A 20,640-nucleotide genomic window follows, 5' to 3' on the forward strand; every position below is an offset into this window, starting at 1 on the left:
CCTTTGTCCGGGGCGGACGTTACACCGAGAAGCTGGAACCGCAACCGCAACCCGACGCGGCATTGGGGTTGGTCACCTTGAAAGCGGCACCGCCGAGTTCCTCGACATAGTCCACCGCCGATCCGCGCACGAGATCAAGGCTGATCGAATCGACCACCAGGCGGACGCCGTCCTGCTCGGCAATCGCATCATCGGCGTCGACCGATTCGGCAAAACCGAATTTATACTGGAAGCCCGAGCAGCCGCCGCCATCAACCGACAGGCGCAAGATAGCGGGCTTGCCCTGTTTCGCCGCAATCGTCGCAACGCGTGCGGCGGCGGATGGGGTCAAGATGATGTCGGGGGCGAGGATAGCATCCATGCGCAAGAGATAGGCGCTCGTGCCGGGATCGGCAACCGCGCGCCGCCCAACGTTTTGCGCGATCAGTCCGCCGCAGCCGGGCCGCCCACCGCCACCGGGATCGTGTGGATCGAGCGATCCTGCGCCGCGAGCAGATAATCGGCGGTTTGCAGGAACGGCACCGGGTTCACCGCATGGCCATCGATCCGCACTTCATAATGCAGATGCGGCCCGGTCGAACGCCCGGTCGAGCCCATCAACGCGATCAACTGCCCACGATGCACGCGCGTGCCTGCCTCGACCAGGATCTTGGACAGATGGCCGTAGCGGGTCTGGATCCCCTTGCCATGGTCGAGCTCGACCAAATTGCCATAGCCGCCCGAACGCTCGGCGCGATCCACCATACCATCGGCAGTCGCGTAGACCGGCGTGCCGACCGGCCCTGGGATATCGACACCGGCATGCATTGCGGCGGTCCCGCGGAACGGATCGGACCGGATGCCGTAATTGCTGGTGAAGGCCAGATGCTCGACCGGCTGCGCCGACGGAATCGCGATGACGCCATGCTCCAGCGTATCCAGCTTCTTCCAGGTCATGAACAGCGAGCGGAACTGGGTGTCGGCGCGCAAATCGGCCTCTGCCGCTGCACTATCGGCCGCTTCGAACGGGCCGCCCATGGCGGGCTGGCGCGGCATCAGGCGTTCCGGTGCCAGACCAAGGCTGCGGACATGCGCGACGGCGCGGACAAAACGCTGCTCGGCAACACGTTGCGCGCGCGCGGCGACCGCAACTTGCTGCTGCTCGACCTTCTTGAGCGGTGCGACCACATCAGCGGCCAACGCGTCGGCCTTGGGATCGATCGTCGGCGTTGGCTGCGACAGCGCGGCGACATCCCCCTTGCCGGAAACGACCGCAACCAGCAGCGCCTGGCGCTGTTCGACGCGCTTGGCATGCGCCTGCGCGGCGGCTTTGATCGAGGCGACATCGGCCTGCATCTTGCGAACGCGGACCTGCATCTGGGCGACCTTGGCTTCGGGCGACAGCGGCGCACCGACGATGCCCGTCATCGCGACCGCGCCAACGGCGGCCTGCGCCACGCCATAGGCCGAGAAGCACAGCGTAACGCCGGCAACGCCCGCCATCGTGGCCTGCGCGCGCGCGCCGAGGCTGAAGCGCTTCAGGTCGCGTCCATCATGAAAGATAAAGTCGCGGGTCTTGAAATAGGCCTTGAGGCGCGACACCAGCCGCACGCCAGACGCAATCGAAATTGAGTTCATGTGACCCCGGCGACCTATTTTTATGCGAATGCCGGAAAACGCCAGCGCCCGCCCCTCTATCGCCCGCATACAGCCCCCCTGCATCCGGACGGCCAGTGTGTGACGGAGTTTGTGACACTCGGGCAAGGCCTTCCGCGACAGGTCACGTTGAAGCGGCTGATCGTTGCGCCGAGTCGTTGGGCAAATCGTTAAGGCTATCCGTAAAGCCCGCGAATCGAATCGGTCACCCGAGCGCGCGAACCGCCTCGAGCACGTCGACGACATGCCCGGGCACCTTCACCTTGCGCCAATCGCGGACCAGAATGCCCGCCGCATCGAACAGGAAGGTCGAGCGATCGATGCCCATATAGGTCTTGCCGTACAGCTTCTTTTCGACCCACACGCCGAACGCCTGCATCGCTGCATCGGTATCGTCGGTGGCAAGCGGCACCGTCAGATCATATTTGTCGATGAACTTCTGGTGCTTGGCCGGCGTGTCGCGCGAAACGCCGAGAACGGCGGCTCCCAGCGCCTGGAACTCCGCATAATGGCTGCTGAAATCCTGCGCTTCGCGCGTGCAGCCGGAGGTGTCGTCCTTGGGGTAAAAATACAGGACGAAAATCTTTCCGACATAGTCGCGCAGGTTGAGGCGATCCCCGGTCGGGGTAGCAAGGTCAATCGCAGGAAGCGCCCCGCCTTCTTCGATGATCTTCATGGTCGCACACCCTCCACATCCGCCAGCCAGGTTGCAACCTCCTGCCGAGTCCGATCGAGCGATGCAAGAACGTCGGCCCAGTCCGCCAGCCCCAGCGCCCGCGCGACCAGAGTCTGTGTCGCTGGCCGCGGCGGCTGGGCATCGGGCGCAACCAGCCGCAACGTGACGAGCAGCCGCGTCAGGAAATCCTGCGCGGCGAGCATCTCCGGCGGGGCCCGTCCTGCAGCGACCAACGCCGCGATCGCGCTGCGCAAATTGGGATCGAGGCCAAGGCCGCTCTCAAGTTGCACCATATGGACGGCAAATTCGAGGTCGACCAAACCGCCCGGCAGCAGCTTTGCATCAAGCGGGCCGAGCGGCGGCTTGTGCGCCGCCATTTCGGCGCGCATCGCGATCGCGTCGGCCACGACGTTGCGCACCGGACGATCGCCGCGCAGCACGTCCCCCATCACCGTGTCGACGGCGGCGCGCGCGGCGGGCGATCCGAACACCGGCCGTGCCCGGGCCAGCGCCATATGCTCCCACGTCCACGCGCTTTCGCGCTGATAGCGTGCAAAACCTTCCAACGAGACGCTGAGCGGACCCTGCGTGCCCGATGGCCGCAAGCGGGTGTCGATCTCATACAGTGGTCCCGAAGCGGTCGGCACCGAGAGCGCGGCGCTGATACGCTGCGCCAGCCGGTTGTAATAGAGCACCGCCCCGAGCGGCTTGGGTCCGTCGGATTCGGCCAGATGATCGCCGGTGAAGAGATAGATGAGGTCAAGGTCAGAGGCATGGGTCAGTGCGCCCCCGCCCATCCGCCCAAGCGCCAGAATGATCAGCTCGCTGCCGGGCACAGTGCCATGGCTGCCCGAAAACTCGGTGATCGTCGCCTCGGCCAGCACCTCGATCGCCGCCTCCGCCACACGCGCATAGCCCGCCGAAACCGCGAGTGGATCCGACGCACCCGACACGATTTGCGTGCCCAGGGCGAAGCGCTTCTCGCCGACGACGCGTCGCACATGATCGAGCCGTGCCTGATAATCCGCCCCCGCCGCCATTTCGCGAGCGAGCGTCGCCGTATCGGCCACCGGATCGAGTGCGGTTGCGTCGATCAGTCCGTCGAACAGTTCCGGCCGCCGTGCCAATTCTTCGGCCAGCGTCTCGGCATGGCTGAGAATCAACCCCAGCAACCGCGCCAGTGCAGGCCGCGCCTCCAGCAGGCGGAAGAAATTGACCGCGCTCGACAGCCGCGCCAGCATCCTGTCCAGCCGAACGATCGCGCCTTGCGGGTCGGGTGCCTTGCCCAGCGCGGCAACCAGGCCGGGCAAAACCGCCTCGAGCGCCGACCGCGCCGCCGGGCTGCGCAAAGCCGGATAGGTGCCGCTCCGCCACTGCTCGATGCGTTGCGTTGCCACGTCCGCATCGCCAAAACCGGCCAGGCTTAGCTGGGACGCAAGATGGTCGCGGTCGAAAGACAGCGAATCGCTGTCTTCCGGGTCCAGCGCATCATAGCTTGCCGCCGTCGCCCGGACATGTGGCCGCAACAGATCCAGCAGCGCGTCGGCATTTTCCAATCCGTGCAGCTTCGCAACACCGTCGAGCGCGTCGCCCGTCGGCAGATGGTGCGTCTGGCGGTCATCGACCATTTGCACGCGGTGCTCGATCGTCCGGAACAGTGTGTAGGCGCGCACCAGCGCCGCTGCTTCTTCCTCATCAACCCAGCCCGCCGTCGCCAGCGCCTCCAGCGCATCCCGCGTGGCCGGTACGCGCAGCGCGGGGTCGCGCCCGCCATGGATCAACTGGTGAATTTGCGCGAAAAATTCGACCTCGCGAATACCGCCACGGCCGCGTTTCAGGTCAAATCCCGGGCCGAACGCTTGCCCCCGCGCGTGATGATCGCGGATTCGGCGCGAGATGCCGCGAATTTCGCCGATCGCCCCAAAATCGAGCGCGCGCCGCCACACGAACGGTTTCACCGCCTCGAGAAAGCGCGTGCCGAGCGCGATATCGCCAGCCGCCGCGCGGGCGCGGATGAACGCTGCGCGTTCCCACGGCAGGGCCAGGGATTCATAATAAGACAGCGCCGCATCGACCGACAAGGCAATCGGCGTCACCTCGGGCGACGGGCGCAAGCGCAAATCCACGCGCAGCACGTAGCCATCACCATCGCGCGCCTGCAGGATTTCCACCACGCGCTTGCCGATGCGAACGGCCGCTTCTTCCGGTGCTTCGCGCGGGCGGCACGGGAGGGTTACGGGGTCGAACAGGAAGATCGGGTCGATGTCCGACGAATAGTTGAGCTCGCGGCTGCCCTGCTTGCCCAGCGCGATTGCGACAAAACCTTGCGGGGCGGCATCGGGGGTCCGTTCCGCGATGGCGGTGGCAATCGCGGCATCGAGCGCGCGATCGGCGAAATCGGACAGGGCATGCGTCACTGCCGTCAGATCGTCCAGTCCGGCCAGATCGCCAATCGCAACCCGAAGCGCCAGCCGCCGCCGCTCGAGCCTGAGGCGTCGCGGCATCGCCATATCCGTCAGATCGTGCGCCAGCGTCTCAAGCGCCGGGAGCGCCCCCTTTTCCAACATCGCAGCCATCTCGGGCTCGCGCTGCAACACGACACTCAGGAACGGCGACCATCGGCGCGCACGCGTCACGGCATCGATGATAGGCGAGTCGAAAACCATGTCTTTCCTGTATCGCCATGATTTCAGGCCGATATGGCACAATAGACAAGCAACAAAAGGAGGCATCATCCGTTATTGACTTATGTCAATGTTCGATAGCCCTTATCAGCAGCACCAGAGTGATCGGCTCTATGTGGTCACTGCTCCGTCACGCTCGGACGTGTTGAGGGTCACGCTTCATGCTGCCTACGCCACGCCGGACGCAGATGCGGGTTTCTCGGACCTGCTGCAAGCGCTCGACCGCGTTTCGATCGCACCGAAAATCGTGAAATAGTGGTTCTCAGCCGCGATCGCGGCTGAGTTCGTCCACTTCCCCCATGATGGTATCCAGCGCGGTCATGCCCGGCTCGTTGGTATGCGTGCGACGCGACGCGAGCGTATTGTCGCTCATCACCGCCTCCAGTGCGACGCGTCCGCGTGCGACACGGCTCTTGATTGTACCGACGGCAACACCGCAAATCTCTGCGGCCTCCTCATAGGCAAAGCCGCCGGCACCCACCAAGATCAGCGCTTCACGCTGTGGCTGCGGCAAATGCAGCAAGGCACGCTGCATATCACCCAGTTCGACGTGCTTATCCTGGCTGGCTGGCGCGGCAAGGATACGGTCCGCCACCAGATCGTCCCACTCGCCTTTGAAACGCGCGCGACGCATCTGGCTGAGATAGAGGTTGCGCAGGATGATAAAGGTCCATGCCCGCATGTTGGTCCCGGCCTGGAAGCGCAGCCGCGCCGCCCACGCCTTCATCAGCGTTTCCTGCACCAGATCGTCGGCAAGGTCGCGATTTCCCGAAAGCGAGCGCCCAAAGGCGCGCAAATGCGGAATGACCTGGGCCAATTGCGTCTTGAACTCGGCGTCGGAAAGCGAAACGTGCTCGACGACCTCGGGCACGGTTTCGTCTTCGTCCTGGTCGATCGCGTCGGTCATGAAATATAGTCTCGCGTAGCGGAACACAGATGGGCCCGACAGACAGCGAAGTCCATCACGCCAGCGGCATCGAAAAATTCAGCGGTAAAAAATCAGCAGTGCGGCAAGCGCGACCACAGTGAGCGTCAGCGAGATGGCGAGGACGTAGCGTGTAACATGCGGAGTCGCGCCAGCGCGGGCGTCTTGCGCACTTACTTCTATCTTTTCGTCGTCGGCCATGCGCGCCCCCGTGTCGTTGTGGCTCCGTATCGTATGGAACCCAACCCACGGGGGCACGAATCGGTTCCCTTAAGCGGCGGGAACCGTCGCTTGGTCGAAGAACAAAGCCTGCGCGATCGCCGCTTTCACGGTCGAGCGCTGGAACGGCTTGGTAATCAAGAAGGTCGGCTCAGGGCGTTCGCCCGTCAACAACCGCTCGGGGAAAGCAGTGATGAAAATAACCGGCACTTCGAACTCGGCAAGGATATCCTTCACCGCGTCGATCCCCGAGCTGTCGTCGGCCAATTGAATATCGGCGAGCACCAGGCCGGGGCGATCCTCCATCGCCAGCGCGACCGCTTCGTCGCGCGTGACGGCGACACCAGTCACTTCATGGCCAAGGTCACGAACGATCGTCTCGATGTCCATCGCGATGATCGGTTCGTCCTCGATGATCAGCACGCGCGCACGCGTCTGCTTTTCGATTTCGCTCAGCGCTTCGGCGACCAGTGCCTCGACTTCACTGGTGTCGACATCGATGAGATAAGCGGCGTCTTCGGGGGTGAACCCTTCCATCGCGGTGAGCAACAAGGCCTGGCGCGACAACGGCGTCATCCGCGCGAGGCGTGCGCGAGCGATCGCTTCCTGGCTGTCACCGTCACCCGCGCTCATATTTTCCGGGCTCTCATCGTAATTGGTCGAGTTCCAGATGGCGTGGAACATCCGATACAGGCCCAGGCGTGGATCGACCTCGCGCGGGAATTCCTCGGGCGCAGCGACGATCGCTTCCAGCGTGGCGCGCACATAACGATCGCCATGCGATTGGCTGCCCGTCAGGGCGCGCGCATAGCGGCGCAGGAACGGAAGATGGGGGGCAAGTTGCTGTCCTAGCGACATGACTGTCGGAGTCTCCCTGAGATAATCTCGAAGGGCCTTGTGGAAGCGGCCCCCCGCATATGCAACGCGTTTTGTTGCTCCGACGGCATCGGAGTTAATTCGCATTGGGCATGGAACCATCGACGCGCAATTTGGTTTCATGCTGGAACTCGGACCGATGCAATCTGTTTTTCCGGGTTTAGCGTATCATATGGTTCATGCCGGATTGTTACGGCAGCATTTTAACTCTATCCGGCACATCCGGGTTTTCAGGGGGACGGCATTGCGTTCGGGCGACGAATCTTCAAAAAAGCCGGGTGCGGCACGCGCGGCCGATTCTGGCGCGAAGGTTCAAAGCAAGGACCGCGACATGGGCGCGGCTTTGCGCACCGTATATCAACGCACGGTGGAGGAAGCGATTCCGCCGGAGATGTTGGACCTTCTCGGAAAATTGGACTGATTTACCGATGACGGATATCGCCGGGGATACCGCCCCTGCGCGTCCGGGAGGCGGTCTGGTCGATCGCATCCCGACAGGTGCGAAAATTTTCCTGATTCTCAGTGCCGCGCTACTGCCGCTCGCTATCATTGCCTTCTTTGCGACGTTGCGCACCGCCGAACTGGCCGACGAAGCCACCCAGGCGCAGCTCCGCGTCACCACCACCGAAAGTGCCCGCAAGCTCGCGATCGAGCTGGTCGGCGACATGACAGCGCTGCGCGTATCGCTCAACGCGCTTGAGGCAGACCCCGGCGATGCGCCGAGCTGCGCGCGTGCGCAGGGCGTGTTCGCCCCGCAAATCGCCGCTGGCACGCGTTTCATGATCATGGATGCGCGCGGTCACGTCATTTGCGGCGAGCAACTGCCGGTGGCGCCTTGGTCTGCGCCAACCCGTCCTGACAAGACGGTTGTGGCCCGGGTCTATCCCGGGCGCGGGCTGACCCTCGCTACCACCAGCGCCTCCGGGCGAACGCGCGCCGCCGCCTTCTTTCCCGTCGACGTTCTGGCCGCTACCGCCGCGCCGAGCGGCTATGCCATGCCCTATGAAGCGCGGCTGGTGCTGGGCGACGACGCGCTGGTCTTGTCCGATCTGCCGCCGCAAGCCCCGCTGGAACGGCGCGCAGGCTTGAGCATGGCAGTCGGGCTTGGGGAGATCGCGCTGACCACGCGCATGCGCAGCGCGCCGATCACCTCTCCTGTTCTGGTGTCGCTGATCCTGCCGATCATCATGTGGGCGGCGGCGGCAGGTATTGGGTGGTTTGTGGTGGATCGCCTGCTGATCCGGGCCTTGCGGCAATTGCGGTCGCGCGTCGCCAATTTCGTGCCCGGCGAAGAAATCGATCCCGGCGCGATGCACGCACTTCCTGCCCAGGAAATCCGCGAATTGGGGGAGACCTTCCGCGCGATCAGCCGAACCGTCGCCGAGCATGAAGCCGGGCTGGCCGAGGGCCTGGTCCGCCAGACGAAGCTCACGCGCGAAGTCCATCACCGCGTCAAAAACAATCTTCAGGTCATTTCCAGCCTGATCAATTTCCACGCCCGCGCCGCGCGGAGCGCAGAGGCAACGCAAGCCTATGCCTCGATCCAGCGGCGCGTGGATGCGCTCGCCGTCGTCCACCGCAACCATTTTGCCGAACTCGAGGAAAATCGCGGGCTGTCGCTCCGCTCGGTTATCGGCGAACTGGCCTCCAACCTCCGCGCCACCGCGCCGGACGATTCCCCGATCGGCGTTACGCTCGATATCGCGCCCTATCTGGCCAATCAGGATGTCGCGATCGCGATTGCGTTCCTGCTGACCGAGATCGTCGAATTGGCGATGACGGTCAGCCCAACGGCGCAAGTGCGGATCTCGATCAGTGCCGGCCCCACCGAGGATCGCGCCATATTGAGAGTCAATTCGCCCGCTCTGGTCGATGATGACACCATGCGAGCGCTGGTGGCCGAACGCTATGGTCGGGTGATCGAAGGGCTGGCGCGGCAATTGCGGTCGAAGCTGCACTACGATCCGCTGGTCGGCGCTTATGAGATCGCGGTTGCGGTGACCGGGCGCGATTGACTTTCGCGCCATAAAAAAACGCATGCCTCGATTTTTTTCGGAACCGAAGCGCGAGACGCCCGTTTTTAGGTTCGGATAGTGATTTTATGCCCCCCCGCTCTCGCTATCCAAGACACGGGCCTGGCCGCGCTTCCCTCCCCCCCCGGTAGCGCGTCCAGGCCCTAGCTTTTTTATCGCTTGCTCCTGACCGCACGGCTTAGCGCGACCGTGTGGAACCAAGCGTAGCCCCAAACATTGGGAGCGAGGCATCCGGGCTACCCCGGACAGTCTTCAGGAGAGTATCATGCGCAAGATCACCACGATCGCTATCGCCGCCACTGCGTTGCTGCTTGGCGCGTGCAACACTGTCGAAGGTGTGGGCAAGGATGTGAAATCGGCAGGCGACACCGTCGCCAAAACGGCTGACAGCGCCAAATAAGCCCATCACTGGGATGTCGAAGGCCGCCCCCGATGATGCGGGGCGGCCTTTTGCCGATCAACTTTCGACCAGCTCGGTCGCAGCGTTTTTCACCCGTCGACGCTCGGTGAACCAGATCGCAATCAGCGCGAGTTCGTAGAGCCCGACCAGGGGCACGGCGAGCATGATCATCGACCCGGCATCGGGCGGTGCCAATACCAGCGCCACGGCAAAGCAACCGACGATCGCATAGCGCCGTCCGCTCACCAATTGTTTGCGGGTCACCAGACCCGCGCGCTCAACCAGCATCAGCAGGATCGGCAACAGGAAGGCGAGCCCGAAGGCGAACAGGAATTGCATCACGAAATCGAGATAGGAGGCGACCGAGGTCATCGCCTCCTGCTGTACCCCGCCGAGATTGCCCTGGAAGCTGTAGAAAAACCGCAGCGCCGAGGGGATGGCGATGAAATACGCCATCGTCGCGCCCGTGATGAACAGCACTGGGGTCGCCCACAGGAAGGGAAGCAAAGCCCGCTTCTCTTTCATGTACAGGCCCGGCGACACGAACGCCCAGAGCTGCATCGCGATCACCGGAAAGGCGATCATCAACGCCGCGAACAGCGCCACTTTCAACTGAACGAAAAAGCCGTCGAAAACCCCGACCGTGACGAGCTTGGTCTGCCCCGCCAGCAGCAGCGGATGCACCAGCACCGTGAAAATTTCGCGCGAAAAAATGTAGGTGCCGATGAAGACGAGCAGCACCGACACGAGGCAGAAGAACAGCCGTTTGCGCAATTCCACCAGATGATCGAGCAGCGGGGCCCGGCTCGCTTCGAGGTCGTCAATCGGAGCGTTCACGGATGCGCCTTGGGCTCGGGGTCGTTCGGCGAGGTCATCGGCGATGCGATGGCGGCGGCGGCGCTATGCACCACGGGCGGCTCGACCATTACCGGCGGCGTCTCGCCGTCATGCTGCTCATCTGCCGCCACCGCAGGTGTGTCCGCCATCGGCAACATCTGGATGGGCTCGGGGGGATGTTCGCGCATGATCCGCGCGTTTTCCGCCGCCCACTTCTTTTCCATTTCCGCCAATTCGGCCTCGCGCACCATAGTGTCGAAGCCCGAGCGGAACTGATTGGCGACGCCGCGCACGCGCCCGACCCATTGCCCCGCGATCCGCATCGCCTTGGGCAAATCCTTGGGCGGGATGACGAGCAGGGCCACGACCCCGAGCAGGATCACCTCGGAGGATGCGACATCGAACATGGCAACGCGGCGCTAAATCAGATTTCGGTTTCGCGGATGCGATTGCCATCGCGGTCGAACACCGGCTCTGCTGCCTTCTTGGCTTCGATCCGGCTCGGCTCGCGCGCGGGTTCGTCGTCTTCGGCCATGCCCTTTTTGAACGACTTGATGCCCTTGGCCACGTCGCCCATCATGTTCGAGAACCGGCCGCCGCCCAGGACGAGGATCGCGATCCCGCCGAAGATCAGCCAGTGTACAAAACTCAAACCACCCATGATCGATCTCCTGAATTCCCTCCTATCTAGTCCTCCTCGTCCGAAACTTCCACCTCTCCAGTGGTATCGGCGCGTTCGAAGGCGAGATCGACCGGATCGAGCAAGCCTGCGGCGCGCAAATCGTCGATCCCGGGCAAGTCCCGCCTGCTGGCGAGACCAAAATGCGCAAGGAAGCCCGGCGTCGTCGCGTACAGCAACGGTCGCCCCGGTACCTCGCGCCGCCCGGCGGGGCGAATCCAGCCCGCCTCCATCAGCACGTCGAGCGTGCCCTTGGAGATGGCGACGCCGCGAATGGCCTCGATTTCGGCGCGAGTCGTGGGTTCGTGATAGGCGATGATCGCCAGCGTCTCGATCCCCGCGCGGCTGAGCTTGCGCGGTTCCTCGTGCGTGCGGCGCAGCAAATGCGCCATGTCGGCGGCGGTCTGGAAATGCCAGCGCTCGCCGCGCTGCACCAGTTCGATCCCGCGCTCGGCATAATCGGCCTGGAGCGTGCGGAGTGCGGCGCGCACCTCCGCGCCCTCCAACTGCGCGCGGATCGCATCGACGGTCATCGGTTCGGTCGCGGCGAACAGTACCGCCTCCACCGCGCGGACCAGCGGATCGGGCGCGCTCATGCCAGCGCCCGGATATAGAGCGGCGCGAAGGGCGATTGCTGGCGCAGTTCGATCTTGCCTTGCTTGGCCAGTTCGAGCGCCGCCAGGAAGCTGGAGGCGAGCGCCGATTTACGAAAGGCCCCACGTGCTTGCTCGGGCAGGAAGCTTTCGATCGTCGCCCAATCAATGCGCGTGCCGACCAGCGCCGACACCCGCTCCAGCGCGGTCTCCAGCGTCATCACCGCACGGTGCGCCACGACATGCAACACTGGACGGGTGCGTGCACTGATGACGCCGTAAGCCGCGATCAGATCGTAGATTTCGGCCTGCCACAGCGCCTTGCGCTGCGTCCGCAACCCCTCGGGTGCCCCGCGCAGAAACACATCGCGCCCGACCCGGTCGCGCGCCACCAGCCGCGCGCCGGCCTCGCGCATCGCGCTCAGCCGTTCGAGCCGCAGTTGCAGGCGTAGCGCCAATTCCTCGGGCGACGGCTCGATTTCCGGGTCGCGCGGCAGCAGCAGGCCCGATTTGAGATAGGCAAGCCACGCCGCCATCACCAGATAATCGGCGGCCAGTTCCAGCTTGATCGCGCGCGCCTCCTCGACGAAGCGCAGATATTGATCGACCAGCGCCAGAATCGAAATGGCTTTCAGATCCACCTTCTGGTTGCGCGCAAGCGCCAGCAGCACGTCGAGCGGGCCTTCCCACCCTTCCAAATCAAGCGTGAGAGTTGCGGAATCTTCGGTCATTACCCGAAGCCTAGCAAATCCTCCCCGGGCCGGGGAGGATTTTACGTCAGCGCTAATAGGGCATCGCGCTTGGCAATCAACGCTGCCATGTCACCCGCAGGCCGGACGCCCGCAACCGTCGCCATCGCGCGATCGAGCCGCGCGCGCGACACCGCCGACATTGGGTCGAGCCGGTCGATAATGGCCTCCATCTCGTCCATCCGCCCCCAACAATCGAGCACCAGGTCGCACCCGGCGGCGATGGCTCCCGCCGCTTTGTCGGACGCCGTGCCCGACAGCGCCTTCATGTCGATGTCATCGGTCATCAACAGGCCGTCAAACCCGATCCGCTGCCGGATGATCTGTTCGACCACCACGGGCGAAAGCGTCGCCGGGCGTTCGGCGTCCCACGCTTCGAACACAATATGCGAGGTCATCCCCATCGGCGCGTCGTTCAACCGGGCGAACGGCTCCAGATCGACCGCCAATTCGGCATCGGAAGCGGTGACAGTCGGCAGATGGTAATGCGTGTCGAGCTTCGCGCGGCCATGCCCCGGCATATGCTTGACCACGCCGACCACGCCGCCACGCTGCAACCCCTGCAGGATCGCGCGCCCCAAAGCGGCGACGCGCATCGGCTCCGACCCCAGCGCGCGGATCGTGATCGCCTCGGTCGTGTCGGGCTGCATCACGTCGAGCAAGGGCATACAATCGACGTTGATGCCAACCTCGGCCAGCATCAGCGCAATCGCCTCGGCATTGGCGCTGGCCGCCTCGATCGCGGAAATGGGCGCAATGTCGTACAAAGCGTCAAACGCTGGCCCGGCGGGAAAGCTCGGCCATTCGGGCGGCCCCATCCGCGCGACGCGCCCGCCTTCCTGGTCGATCAGGATCGGAACATCGTCGCGCCCAGAAATCTCGCGCAGGCTATCGGTCAGCGCACGCACTTGCGCGCGCGTCTCGATGTTGCGCTTGAACAGAATATAGCCGACCGGGTCAGCGCGCGTGAAAAAGGCGCGCTCGGCGGGGGTCAGGGCAAGGCCGGAAAGGCCGAAGATGACGGGCTTCATTCCCGTTGCCTACAAGCCCGGTGCCAGCCTGAGTAGCCCCTACCGGCGCAACCGGTCAAAAAGCGGAACAGCGGGGTGCCTCAATCGTGGGGTACGAAGCACGCCTGTCCCGCCGCCGCCAGCTTGCCGCACAGGCTGCTCGCCTGCCCCGCGCTGCCCGCATTCACGCGCAAACGATACACCGTATTGCCGTTGACCTGCGCCGCCTGCACCGATTTCCCCAGTGGCGCGAGATAGGCGTAGCTCTTCGAAATCTTGCCCCAGGCGGCATTCGCCTCGGCTTCATCGGGGAAGGAGCCGAGCTGGACCAATGCCCCGCCCGACGACGCGCCCTTGGCCGACGGGATTGCGGTGACGGCCTTGTCCGATCCGGTGACAACCGGGGTTGGCGCGACCTTTTTACCCTCGACCGGTTTCTCCGGCAGTGCCTTCATGTCGATCGACGCATTGGCGGTTCCGGCACCATTGCTGGTGGCGATCGCGGTATCCCCCTCGCCTTCGACCTTGAGCCCACCGGGATCATCCGGCTTGACCTTATAGTCGCCCGCCTGGGCGGTGATCAGCGCGCCATTGCCGTCAACGCTCTGGTGCTTCTTATAATATTGGTAGCCGAGGATCGCCGCCGCAACGATCGCCAGCGCGATCACGACCAGAACGATGATCCGCACGATCGACGGACCATCGTCATAATCGTCTTCGACCGTCTCCAGCCAGGGGAGCCGATCCTCATCGCGGACATCGAATTCGCCGGTCGCCATCAGTTCATCTCCTGGACCGCCTGGACCCCCATGATCCCCAACCCGTTGCGGATAATCTGCCCGATCGCGTCGGCCAAGAAAAGCCGTGCGCATGTCATGGCAGGATTGTCCGGCAGCAGGAAGCGGCGGTCCGGCCGGTCGTTTCCGACGTTCCACAAAGCGTGGAGCGAGGCTGCCAAGTCATAGAGATAAAAGGCAATCCGGTGCGGTTCGCGTGCCGCCGCTGCCGTATCGACGATGCGCGGGAACTGCGCGGCGAACTTCACCAGCGCCAGGTCTTCCGTATCAAGTTGGGACAGGTCGACCGAATCGCACACAATCCCCGCCTCCGCCGCGCGCCGGTGCAGCGATGCGACGCGTGCATGGGCGTAATTGACGTAGAAAACCGGATTGTCCTTCGAGGCTTCCACCACCTTGGCGAAATCGAAGTCCATCTGCGCATCGGCCTTGCGCGTCAGCATGGTGAAGCGGACGACATCCTTGCCGACTTCGCGCACGACATCCGCCAGCGTGACGAAATTGCCCGCGCGCTTGGACATTTTGATCGGCTCGCCACCCCGCATCAGCCGCACCATCTGGACGAGCTTGACGTCGAAGCGCGTCTTGCCGCCGGTCAGCGCCTGCACCGCCGCGACGATGCGCTTGACCGTACCGGCATGGTCGGCACCCCAAATGTCGATCAGCGCGTCCGCCGTCTGCGCTTTTTGATAATGGTAAGCGAGGTCGGCACCGAAATAGGTCCATTGCCCGTTCGACTTCTTGATCGGGCGATCCTGATCATCGCCAAATTGCGTCGAGCGGAACAGCGGCAGCACGACCGGCTCCCAATCGTCCAGTTCCTGGCCCTTCGGCGCTTCGAGCAGACCATCGTAGATCAGCCCCCGCGCGCGCAGGTCATGCTCGGCGGCTTCGGGTTTGCCCGCCGCCTGCAATTCCGCCTCGGACGAGAACAGGTCGTGATGGATGCCGAGCAAGGCGAGATCGGCCTTGATCAGTTCCAGCATCGCCGCGACGGCGCGCGTGCGGAACAGCACCAGCCAGTCGCCCTCGGGCTTGCCGACATAGGCATCGCCAAATTCGGCGGCGAGCGCCTGGCCGACCGGAATCAGATAATCGCCCGGATACAGGCCCTCGGGAATTTCGATCGCCGCGCCCAGTGCTTCCAGATACCGCATGTGGACCGAGCGCGCGAGCACATCGACCTGCCCACCGGCATCGTTGACATAATATTCGCGGATCACCTTGTGCCCGGAAAATTCGAGCAGGCTGGCCAGCGCATCGCCCACCACCGCGCCGCGGCAATGCCCCATGTGCATTGGGCCGGTCGGATTGGCCGAGACATATTCGACGTTCACCGTAAGGCCCGCGCCGCGCGACGAGCGCCCGTAATCGTCGCCCGCATCGCGGATCGCGGACAATTCGGCGCGCCAGGTGTCGTCGGTCAGCGTCATGTTGATGAAGCCCGGGCCCGCCACGGCGACGCTCGCCACCTCGTCCAGCTCGCCCAGCTTCGCCGCGATCTTGTCGGCCAGCGCGCGCGGATTGGTGGCGGCGGGCTTGGCCAGCACCATCGCGGCATTGGTCGCCAGATCGCCATGCGTGGTATCGCGCGGCGGCTCGACCGTGACATTGGCGCGGCTGAGCCCGCTCGGCAAATCGCCGCTGGCTTCAAGGGCATCGAGCACCGCATCGATATGCGCGGCGAAACGGGTGTAGAGGGTCATGGCAAGTCCGGTCATGTAAGCGAGCGCGGGCCTTAGCCGAGTTCGCCCCGCTGGGCAAAACATGGCTGGCGGGCAACCCGCCTTTACCCGGCGTAACGATGCCCTCGTGATTTCGATTTCCTGAGGCGACACACCGCGTTATGCTGATTTTCGTCTTGGAATGGCGTTGTGTTTTTCTTTCCAATCCCCCGCGATGATAAGCGTCCCCGCGTTCCGCCCGAGGCCTGCCATGCGACTGTTGCGATTGCTTCTGCCAGCGATGGCGGTGTTGGCTCCGGTTCCCGCCATGGCGGCCTGCGAGGCCAGCAAGATCGTCGATTTCCCCGTCACCATGGCGGGACCGGAGCCGATGGTGGAGGCCAAGTTCGGCAATAAAGCGGCACGCTTCATTCTCGACAGCGGCGCGTTCTACAGCACCCTTTCTGCCGCCAGCGCAGCGGAGTTCGGCCTGCGCGTCACCCCCGCCCCAATCTGGTTTCGGCCAAAGGGCATTGGTGGCGACACCTCAGCAGGGGTTGCCGTCGCCACGAACTTTTCGCTTGCGGGCGTCACCATCCCGAAAATCGATTTCGTGGTCGGCGGCAGCGATACTGGCACGGCCGGTTTTATCGGGCAGAACATTCTGGGCCTGGCCGATGTCGAATATGATCTGCCGCACGGCGTCGTCCGCTTGATCAAGACGCAAGGCTGCCGCGCCAGCAATCTCGCTTATTGGGCGGGCACCAAGCCGGTGACGATCGTTTCGCTTGAAACCGAACCCGACAGCCGGTTCAAGCCGCACACGATTGGCACGGTCCTGCTCAATGGCGTGAAAGTGCGCGCAGTGTTCGACAGCGGCGCGCAAAGCTCAATGCTGTCGCTGGCGATGGCGAAGCGTCTCGGCGTCACTCCCGAAACGCCCGGTGTGGTTGCGATCGGGTCAAGCCACGGCGTGGGCCAGCGCTCGGTGCCGGCCTGGCGGGCGACGTTCGACACGATCGACATTGGCGGCGAGGCGATCCGCCACCCCAAAATTCGGATCGCGCAAGTGGATCTGGGCCATGCCGATATGCTGATCGGGGTCGATTTCTTCCTCACCCATCGCATGTTTGTTTCGAACACACTGCGCCGACTTTTCATTACCTATGAAGGCGGCCCTGTTTTCGGCCTGTCGCCCAAGACCGTGTTTTCTGCCGACGGCACCGCGCTCGACTTGACCAACAAGGCCGCCGAGCCGACCACTGCAGACGAATATAGTCGGCGCGGTGCGGTCTACGCGTCCAATCGACACTTCCCCGAGGCGTTGGCGGACTTCGACAAGGCCTGCGCACTGGCACCGACCGAGGCGCGCTATTTCTATCAGCGCGCGTTGGCGCATCTCGCCAGTCTGCAATTCGACAAGGGCGTGGCTGATCTCGACAAGACCATCACCCTTGATCCAACCTTGGTGGACGCACGCCTGACGCGCGCCTCGATGCGGATGCGGCGTGGCAATCAAGCCGGTGCCAATGACGACGTCCAGGCGGCCGATGCCGCGCTTGCGCCGTCGTCGGAGAAGCGCCTGACCGTGGCGAGCTTCTTCAACGATCTCGATCGCCCTGAGGACGCGCTGCGCAACTACGACCTGTGGCTCAAGAGTCATCCTGAGGACAGTGCGCGCGGCAGCGCCTTCAACGGCCGCTGCTGGGCCCGGGGACTGCTCAATCGCGACCTCGACAAGGCGCTGGCGGACTGCAACGCCGCGATCAGGGCCGATCCCAAGCGCTCCACCTTTCTCGACAGCCGCGCTCTGGTGCGGCTGCGGCGTGGCGAGCTGCAACAGGCACTGGCGGATTATGATGCCGCGCTGGCGCTCGCGCCGCGCACCGCCTGGTCGCTCTATATGCGCGGGGTGACCCATAAGCGGATGGGCAACGCCGCCCAGGCAGCGGCCGATCGCACGGCGGCGCTCAGCATCAATCCCAAGGTCGCAGAGCGGGCGCGCAAGATCGGCTTCGACGATTAAGCGAAGCGCCCGCGCTACGCCTTCATCATCGCGCCTGCCATGCGTAGAAAGGCTTGCTGCATCTGGGTGCCAAGCGCCTTTTCGACGCGCGCGTCGGCCAGTGCCCGACTCATCGCTTCCACCCACTGGGCTGCTGTCTCGGGGGTAATTCCCATCGCGCGGTGCATCGACATGATGCAGGTGCCCGGCCGCGCCTCGAACCAATCGCGCGGCCCACCGAGCCAGGCGGAGAGAAACTGCGTCAGCGACACGCGCATCGGGAACAGATCCTCCTCGTGCATTTTCCGCAAGGGGGCGTAGCGCGGATCGTCCTGCATCAGATCGTAGAAACGTTCGACCACCGTTCGCACGCCCTCGGTGCCGCCAATCCGCTCGAACAAGGAGGGTGCGGTCGCTTCGGCAGTGGCAGTCATGTCTGAGGCTCCGGTCGGCAGTGGGGTGTCATTGCTGCATCAGCCGCCGCGTGATCGCCGCCCGCACCATCGGCAGGCGCGCGGCCGCACGCAGCGCAAGCGGACGCGCCACCCGCGCGACCGGCCCGTCATCCGTATAGAGCCGTACCAGCAGGTTGGTAGAGGCATAGAGCGGCGCGCTCGCCAGCCGATGCGCCGCCTGATAGCGGCGCAGCAGCATGTTTGCAGCGATGTCCTGCCCGTTCTGCGCTGCCTGGGCGATCAACTCCGCGAGTTTCGCAGCCCCCTGCAACCCCAGATTGAAGCCATGCGCCGTCACTGGATGCATCCCGACCGCCGCGTCGCCAATCAAGGCTGCGCGCCGGGTGACGAAGCGGTGGGCATAGGTCGTCGTGAGTGGATAGACGTGCGGCCCTTCAAGCACCTGCATCGGCCCGAAACGCGCCCGGAAACGGCGCGTCACTTCGTTCCCCAGCGCGGTACGATCCAGCGCCGCCAGCGCGTCGATCGCGGCTGACGGCAAGGTCAGCACCGCCGAGGATATGCGACCGTCCGCAAGCGGCAGCATCGCGATCGTCTGGCCATGGCCGAACCATTCAGTGGCGACGCCGCGATGCGCCGCGGCGTGGGCGACCCGCGCAACCAGCATCGACCGGCCCAACGGGTTGATCTGCGCGCCGATTTCCAATTGCTGCCGCACGAAGGAAAAGCGCGAATCCGCGCCGACCAGCAACCGCGCCGACAGCGACCGTCCGCCGTCCAGCGTCACCGTCGCGCAGTCCACGTCGGTCCGCACGCCCCGGATCGACGCGCCCGCCAGCACGGTCAGACCGGCCTGCCCTTCGATCGCCTCGAACAGCGCGCGCCGGATCTGCTGGTTGGACACGAGCGAGCCGAGCCGGTCGCCTGCATTCGGCCCGGCAAAGGACAAGGCGAAGGATTGCCCACCATTCAGCACACGCGCTTCGCGGAGCGGCGCGATCTCGGCCGAGTCGAGACGTTGCCAGGCACCCAGCCGCTGCAGGGTCGCGATCGAGCGGTGGGTCAGCGCAATCTCGCGACCGTCGCACGGCGGGGCCGCCAGTGTCTCCGCCGGGGCCCGATCGATGATGCCGATCCGCAGGCGCGTACCGGCCAGCGCGCGCGCCAGCGCAAGCCCGGCGGGGCCCGCACCCGCAATGAGGACGTCATAAGGTTGCGACACGGTCATCGCGTGGCTTTCGCCCGGCATCGCCCGGCGCGCTTTGCGCGAGATCAAGCGCCCCGCAAAATCACACCAGCCCGCGCACCGCCGCGACACGCTTCGATTCCGGGAACAGCGCGGCCATCGTCCGCGCCGGGTTGACCCCGAAATGCCCGGCGACCGCGCCACCGATAAAGGCGTCGAGCTGCAGCGTCGGCTTCAGATCGCGCGCTTCGAACAAGGCCGCCGGGCTCAACCCCGGCCAGTCCGCCAGCACCCGACCGCCGCGCACGCCGCCGCCGATGAGCATCGCTGCGGTGCCCGTTCCGTGATCGGTGCCGCCAGTGCCGTTGACCGCCACCGTCCGGCCAAATTCGGTCGCCACCAGCACCATCGTGTCGTTCCACAGCGGCCCCAGCCCGGTTTGCAAGGCGGCGATCATCGCATCCAGCCCCTTGAGCTGCCCCGCCAGGCGCTGGCGCTGCTGGGTGTGGGTGTCCCACCCGCCGGTTTCGATCATCGCGATGCGCGCGCCATCGGCGGGGGCGAGCAAGCGCGCGGCGAGCGCGCCCGTCGCGGCGGCATTGGCCCCGCCGCCACCCGCCAGATCGCTGGTCAATTGCCGTGTGTTCATCGCTTCGCTCCACAAAGCGTGAAGCTGGCTATCGCCCTGGTACAGCATCGTCACGCGCTGCATCAGATCGTCGGACGCCTGTGGCAGACCCGACGGCGCATAAGAGGACACATCATGCGGTCCGCGCAGCGCCAGCGGCACTGTCGCCGACACCGCAATCGCCTTCGCTTCGGTCGGCGGCAACACGCCGAGCAGCCGGTTGAGCCAGCCATCCTTGACTTGATACGCGCTGGTTCCGCCGCTCTCGAGCACGTTTTGCCCATCGAAATGCGACCGGTCGCGATAGGGCGATGCAACTGCGTGCGCGAACAGCGCCTGCTTCTTGGTATAAAGCCCACCCAGCACCGACAATTCCGGATGCAGCGCAAACATCGAATCGAGCTTGGCGGCGGTCGCGAAATCTGCGGCGAGATCGCCGCGCGCGCCGACAAAGGCCGGGTCGCCGACAGGCGCGACGATCCCGAGACCATCGGCGGCACCACGCTGGATGATGAAGACAAAGCGCTTGTCGGTCTCGGCCTTGGCAAACGCCATGCGCGGCGACAAGGCGAGCGCAAGGGCTCCTGCGGCACTCGCGCCGATGAACGAACGACGATCGTACATGCTC

Annotated in this window: 22 protein-coding genes; 4 read left to right on the forward strand and 18 right to left on the reverse strand. The window is 64.6% G+C overall.

The window, feature by feature from the left end; genetic code table 11:
* Window positions 1-19: 19 nt before the first annotated feature.
* The 7 genes from erpA to H4W01_RS13055 all read right to left on the reverse strand — a co-directional run bounded on the left by erpA (window position 20) and on the right by H4W01_RS13055 (window position 6,997).
* Window positions 20-361, reverse strand: a complete 342-nt coding sequence (gene erpA, locus H4W01_RS13025) for an iron-sulfur cluster insertion protein ErpA (RefSeq protein ID WP_010403941.1) — start codon at window positions 359-361, stop codon at window positions 20-22.
* Between the two features lie 62 nt (window positions 362-423).
* Window positions 424-1,617, reverse strand: coding sequence for a M23 family metallopeptidase (locus H4W01_RS13030; protein ID WP_010403942.1), 1,194 nt, complete (start codon window positions 1,615-1,617; stop codon window positions 424-426).
* Between the two features lie 223 nt (window positions 1,618-1,840).
* Window positions 1,841-2,311 carry a peroxiredoxin gene (locus H4W01_RS13035; RefSeq protein ID WP_209611490.1) on the reverse strand — a complete coding sequence of 157 codons (471 nt, stop codon included), beginning with the start codon at window positions 2,309-2,311 and terminating at the stop codon, window positions 1,841-1,843.
* Window positions 2,308-4,977 (reverse strand): bifunctional [glutamine synthetase] adenylyltransferase/[glutamine synthetase]-adenylyl-L-tyrosine phosphorylase, encoded by a 2,670-nt coding sequence (locus tag H4W01_RS13040; protein ID WP_209611492.1) that lies wholly within the window; start codon window positions 4,975-4,977, stop codon window positions 2,308-2,310. Before H4W01_RS13040 ends, H4W01_RS13035 begins: the two co-directional genes overlap by 4 nt.
* Before the next feature lie 280 nt (window positions 4,978-5,257).
* Entirely contained in the window at window positions 5,258-5,902 is a 645-nt protein-coding gene (locus H4W01_RS13045) for a sigma-70 family RNA polymerase sigma factor (protein ID WP_010403948.1), read from the reverse strand.
* 78 nt (window positions 5,903-5,980) lie between these two features.
* On the reverse strand, window positions 5,981-6,121 hold the full coding sequence (locus tag H4W01_RS13050) for a hypothetical protein (protein WP_010403951.1): 141 nt from the start codon (window positions 6,119-6,121) through the stop codon (window positions 5,981-5,983).
* Window positions 6,122-6,190: 69 nt separating this feature from the next.
* Window positions 6,191-6,997 carry a response regulator gene (locus tag H4W01_RS13055; RefSeq protein ID WP_010403955.1) on the reverse strand — a complete coding sequence of 269 codons (807 nt, stop codon included), beginning with the start codon at window positions 6,995-6,997 and terminating at the stop codon, window positions 6,191-6,193.
* Between the two features lie 37 nt (window positions 6,998-7,034).
* Here H4W01_RS13055 and H4W01_RS13060 point away from each other — a divergent pair, with 37 nt between their 5' ends.
* From H4W01_RS13060 to H4W01_RS13070, 3 genes are all read left to right on the forward strand, one after another.
* Window positions 7,035-7,436, forward strand: a complete 402-nt coding sequence (locus H4W01_RS13060; protein ID WP_209613533.1) for a hypothetical protein — start codon at window positions 7,035-7,037, stop codon at window positions 7,434-7,436.
* Window positions 7,437-7,443: 7 nt separating this feature from the next.
* Window positions 7,444-9,030, forward strand: coding sequence for a sensor histidine kinase (locus tag H4W01_RS13065; RefSeq protein ID WP_209611495.1), 1,587 nt, complete (start codon window positions 7,444-7,446; stop codon window positions 9,028-9,030).
* A gap of 283 nt (window positions 9,031-9,313) precedes the next feature.
* Window positions 9,314-9,448, forward strand: a complete 135-nt coding sequence (locus H4W01_RS13070) for an entericidin A/B family lipoprotein (RefSeq protein WP_010403958.1) — start codon at window positions 9,314-9,316, stop codon at window positions 9,446-9,448.
* Between the two features lie 57 nt (window positions 9,449-9,505).
* Here the strand turns inward: H4W01_RS13070 and tatC are convergent, their stop codons facing one another.
* The 8 genes from tatC to argS form a co-directional block, all read right to left on the reverse strand.
* Window positions 9,506-10,285 (reverse strand): twin-arginine translocase subunit TatC, encoded by a 780-nt coding sequence (gene tatC / locus H4W01_RS13075; RefSeq protein ID WP_209611497.1) that lies wholly within the window; start codon window positions 10,283-10,285, stop codon window positions 9,506-9,508.
* Entirely contained in the window at window positions 10,282-10,692 is a 411-nt protein-coding gene (gene tatB, locus H4W01_RS13080) for a Sec-independent protein translocase protein TatB (protein ID WP_209611500.1), read from the reverse strand. Before tatB ends, tatC begins: the two co-directional genes overlap by 4 nt.
* Before the next feature lie 17 nt (window positions 10,693-10,709).
* Window positions 10,710-10,946, reverse strand: coding sequence for a Sec-independent protein translocase subunit TatA (locus H4W01_RS13085; protein WP_010403965.1), 237 nt, complete (start codon window positions 10,944-10,946; stop codon window positions 10,710-10,712).
* 26 nt (window positions 10,947-10,972) lie between these two features.
* Entirely contained in the window at window positions 10,973-11,560 is a 588-nt protein-coding gene (scpB, locus tag H4W01_RS13090) for an SMC-Scp complex subunit ScpB (protein WP_209611502.1), read from the reverse strand.
* Entirely contained in the window at window positions 11,557-12,288 is a 732-nt protein-coding gene (locus H4W01_RS13095; RefSeq protein ID WP_209611504.1) for a segregation and condensation protein A, read from the reverse strand. Before H4W01_RS13095 ends, scpB begins: the two co-directional genes overlap by 4 nt.
* A gap of 41 nt (window positions 12,289-12,329) precedes the next feature.
* Window positions 12,330-13,337 carry a glycoside hydrolase family 3 protein gene (locus H4W01_RS13100; protein WP_209611507.1) on the reverse strand — a complete coding sequence of 336 codons (1,008 nt, stop codon included), beginning with the start codon at window positions 13,335-13,337 and terminating at the stop codon, window positions 12,330-12,332.
* An 80-nt stretch (window positions 13,338-13,417) separates the two neighbouring features.
* Window positions 13,418-14,095, reverse strand: a complete 678-nt coding sequence (locus tag H4W01_RS13105) for an SPOR domain-containing protein (RefSeq protein WP_209611509.1) — start codon at window positions 14,093-14,095, stop codon at window positions 13,418-13,420.
* Window positions 14,095-15,819, reverse strand: coding sequence for an arginine--tRNA ligase (gene argS, locus H4W01_RS13110; RefSeq protein WP_209611511.1), 1,725 nt, complete (start codon window positions 15,817-15,819; stop codon window positions 14,095-14,097). The genes H4W01_RS13105 and argS overlap by 1 nt, the downstream gene beginning before the upstream one ends.
* A gap of 229 nt (window positions 15,820-16,048) precedes the next feature.
* Between argS and H4W01_RS13115 the strand changes: the two genes are divergently transcribed.
* Window positions 16,049-17,803: an aspartyl protease family protein gene (locus H4W01_RS13115; protein WP_209611513.1), complete on the forward strand. Its 1,755-nt coding sequence runs from the start codon at window positions 16,049-16,051 to the stop codon at window positions 17,801-17,803.
* Between the two features lie 14 nt (window positions 17,804-17,817).
* On the opposite strand, the gene H4W01_RS13120 is transcribed toward H4W01_RS13115, so the two are convergent.
* Genes H4W01_RS13120 through H4W01_RS13130 form a run of 3 tightly spaced genes read right to left on the reverse strand, consistent with a single transcriptional unit; the run spans window position 17,818 to window position 20,636 of the window.
* The gene (locus H4W01_RS13120; protein ID WP_209611516.1) at window positions 17,818-18,216 is read right to left on the reverse strand and encodes a group II truncated hemoglobin; all 399 of its coding nucleotides are present in this window, start codon (window positions 18,214-18,216) and stop codon (window positions 17,818-17,820) included.
* A gap of 28 nt (window positions 18,217-18,244) precedes the next feature.
* Window positions 18,245-19,474: a 5-demethoxyubiquinol-8 5-hydroxylase UbiM gene (gene ubiM, locus H4W01_RS13125; protein ID WP_334685262.1), complete on the reverse strand. Its 1,230-nt coding sequence runs from the start codon at window positions 19,472-19,474 to the stop codon at window positions 18,245-18,247.
* A 13-nt stretch (window positions 19,475-19,487) separates the two neighbouring features.
* The gene (locus tag H4W01_RS13130) at window positions 19,488-20,636 is read right to left on the reverse strand and encodes a DUF1501 domain-containing protein (RefSeq protein ID WP_209611519.1); all 1,149 of its coding nucleotides are present in this window, start codon (window positions 20,634-20,636) and stop codon (window positions 19,488-19,490) included.
* Between the last annotated feature and the right edge of the window lie 4 nt (window positions 20,637-20,640).

The organism is Sphingomonas sp. PL20 (assembly GCF_017875905.1).
Taxonomy (GTDB): Bacteria; Pseudomonadota; Alphaproteobacteria; order Sphingomonadales; family Sphingomonadaceae; genus Sphingomonas; species Sphingomonas echinoides.

What these genes read in the sequence shown, in the direction of transcription:
- erpA (WP_010403941.1), bottom strand. Translation starts at nt 361, where the DNA reads ATGGATGCTATCCTCGCCCCCGACATCATCTTGACCCCATCCGCCGCC.
- H4W01_RS13030 (WP_010403942.1), bottom strand. Translation starts at nt 1,617, where the DNA reads ATGAACTCAATTTCGATTGCGTCTGGCGTGCGGCTGGTGTCGCGCCTC.
- H4W01_RS13035 (WP_209611490.1), bottom strand. Translation starts at nt 2,311, where the DNA reads ATGAAGATCATCGAAGAAGGCGGGGCGCTTCCTGCGATTGACCTTGCT.
- H4W01_RS13040 (WP_209611492.1), bottom strand. Translation starts at nt 4,977, where the DNA reads ATGGTTTTCGACTCGCCTATCATCGATGCCGTGACGCGTGCGCGCCGA.
- H4W01_RS13045 (WP_010403948.1), bottom strand. Translation starts at nt 5,902, where the DNA reads ATGACCGACGCGATCGACCAGGACGAAGACGAAACCGTGCCCGAGGTC.
- H4W01_RS13050 (WP_010403951.1), bottom strand. Translation starts at nt 6,121, where the DNA reads ATGGCCGACGACGAAAAGATAGAAGTAAGTGCGCAAGACGCCCGCGCT.
- H4W01_RS13055 (WP_010403955.1), bottom strand. Translation starts at nt 6,997, where the DNA reads ATGTCGCTAGGACAGCAACTTGCCCCCCATCTTCCGTTCCTGCGCCGC.
- H4W01_RS13065 (WP_209611495.1), top strand. Translation starts at nt 7,444, where the DNA reads ATGACGGATATCGCCGGGGATACCGCCCCTGCGCGTCCGGGAGGCGGT.
- H4W01_RS13070 (WP_010403958.1), top strand. Translation starts at nt 9,314, where the DNA reads ATGCGCAAGATCACCACGATCGCTATCGCCGCCACTGCGTTGCTGCTT.
- tatB (WP_209611500.1), bottom strand. Translation starts at nt 10,692, where the DNA reads ATGTTCGATGTCGCATCCTCCGAGGTGATCCTGCTCGGGGTCGTGGCC.
- H4W01_RS13085 (WP_010403965.1), bottom strand. Translation starts at nt 10,946, where the DNA reads ATGGGTGGTTTGAGTTTTGTACACTGGCTGATCTTCGGCGGGATCGCG.
- scpB (WP_209611502.1), bottom strand. Translation starts at nt 11,560, where the DNA reads ATGAGCGCGCCCGATCCGCTGGTCCGCGCGGTGGAGGCGGTACTGTTC.
- H4W01_RS13095 (WP_209611504.1), bottom strand. Translation starts at nt 12,288, where the DNA reads ATGACCGAAGATTCCGCAACTCTCACGCTTGATTTGGAAGGGTGGGAA.
- H4W01_RS13100 (WP_209611507.1), bottom strand. Translation starts at nt 13,337, where the DNA reads ATGAAGCCCGTCATCTTCGGCCTTTCCGGCCTTGCCCTGACCCCCGCC.
- H4W01_RS13105 (WP_209611509.1), bottom strand. Translation starts at nt 14,095, where the DNA reads ATGGCGACCGGCGAATTCGATGTCCGCGATGAGGATCGGCTCCCCTGG.
- argS (WP_209611511.1), bottom strand. Translation starts at nt 15,819, where the DNA reads ATGACCCTCTACACCCGTTTCGCCGCGCATATCGATGCGGTGCTCGAT.
- H4W01_RS13115 (WP_209611513.1), top strand. Translation starts at nt 16,049, where the DNA reads ATGCGACTGTTGCGATTGCTTCTGCCAGCGATGGCGGTGTTGGCTCCG.
- H4W01_RS13120 (WP_209611516.1), bottom strand. Translation starts at nt 18,216, where the DNA reads ATGACTGCCACTGCCGAAGCGACCGCACCCTCCTTGTTCGAGCGGATT.
- H4W01_RS13130 (WP_209611519.1), bottom strand. Translation starts at nt 20,636, where the DNA reads ATGTACGATCGTCGTTCGTTCATCGGCGCGAGTGCCGCAGGAGCCCTT.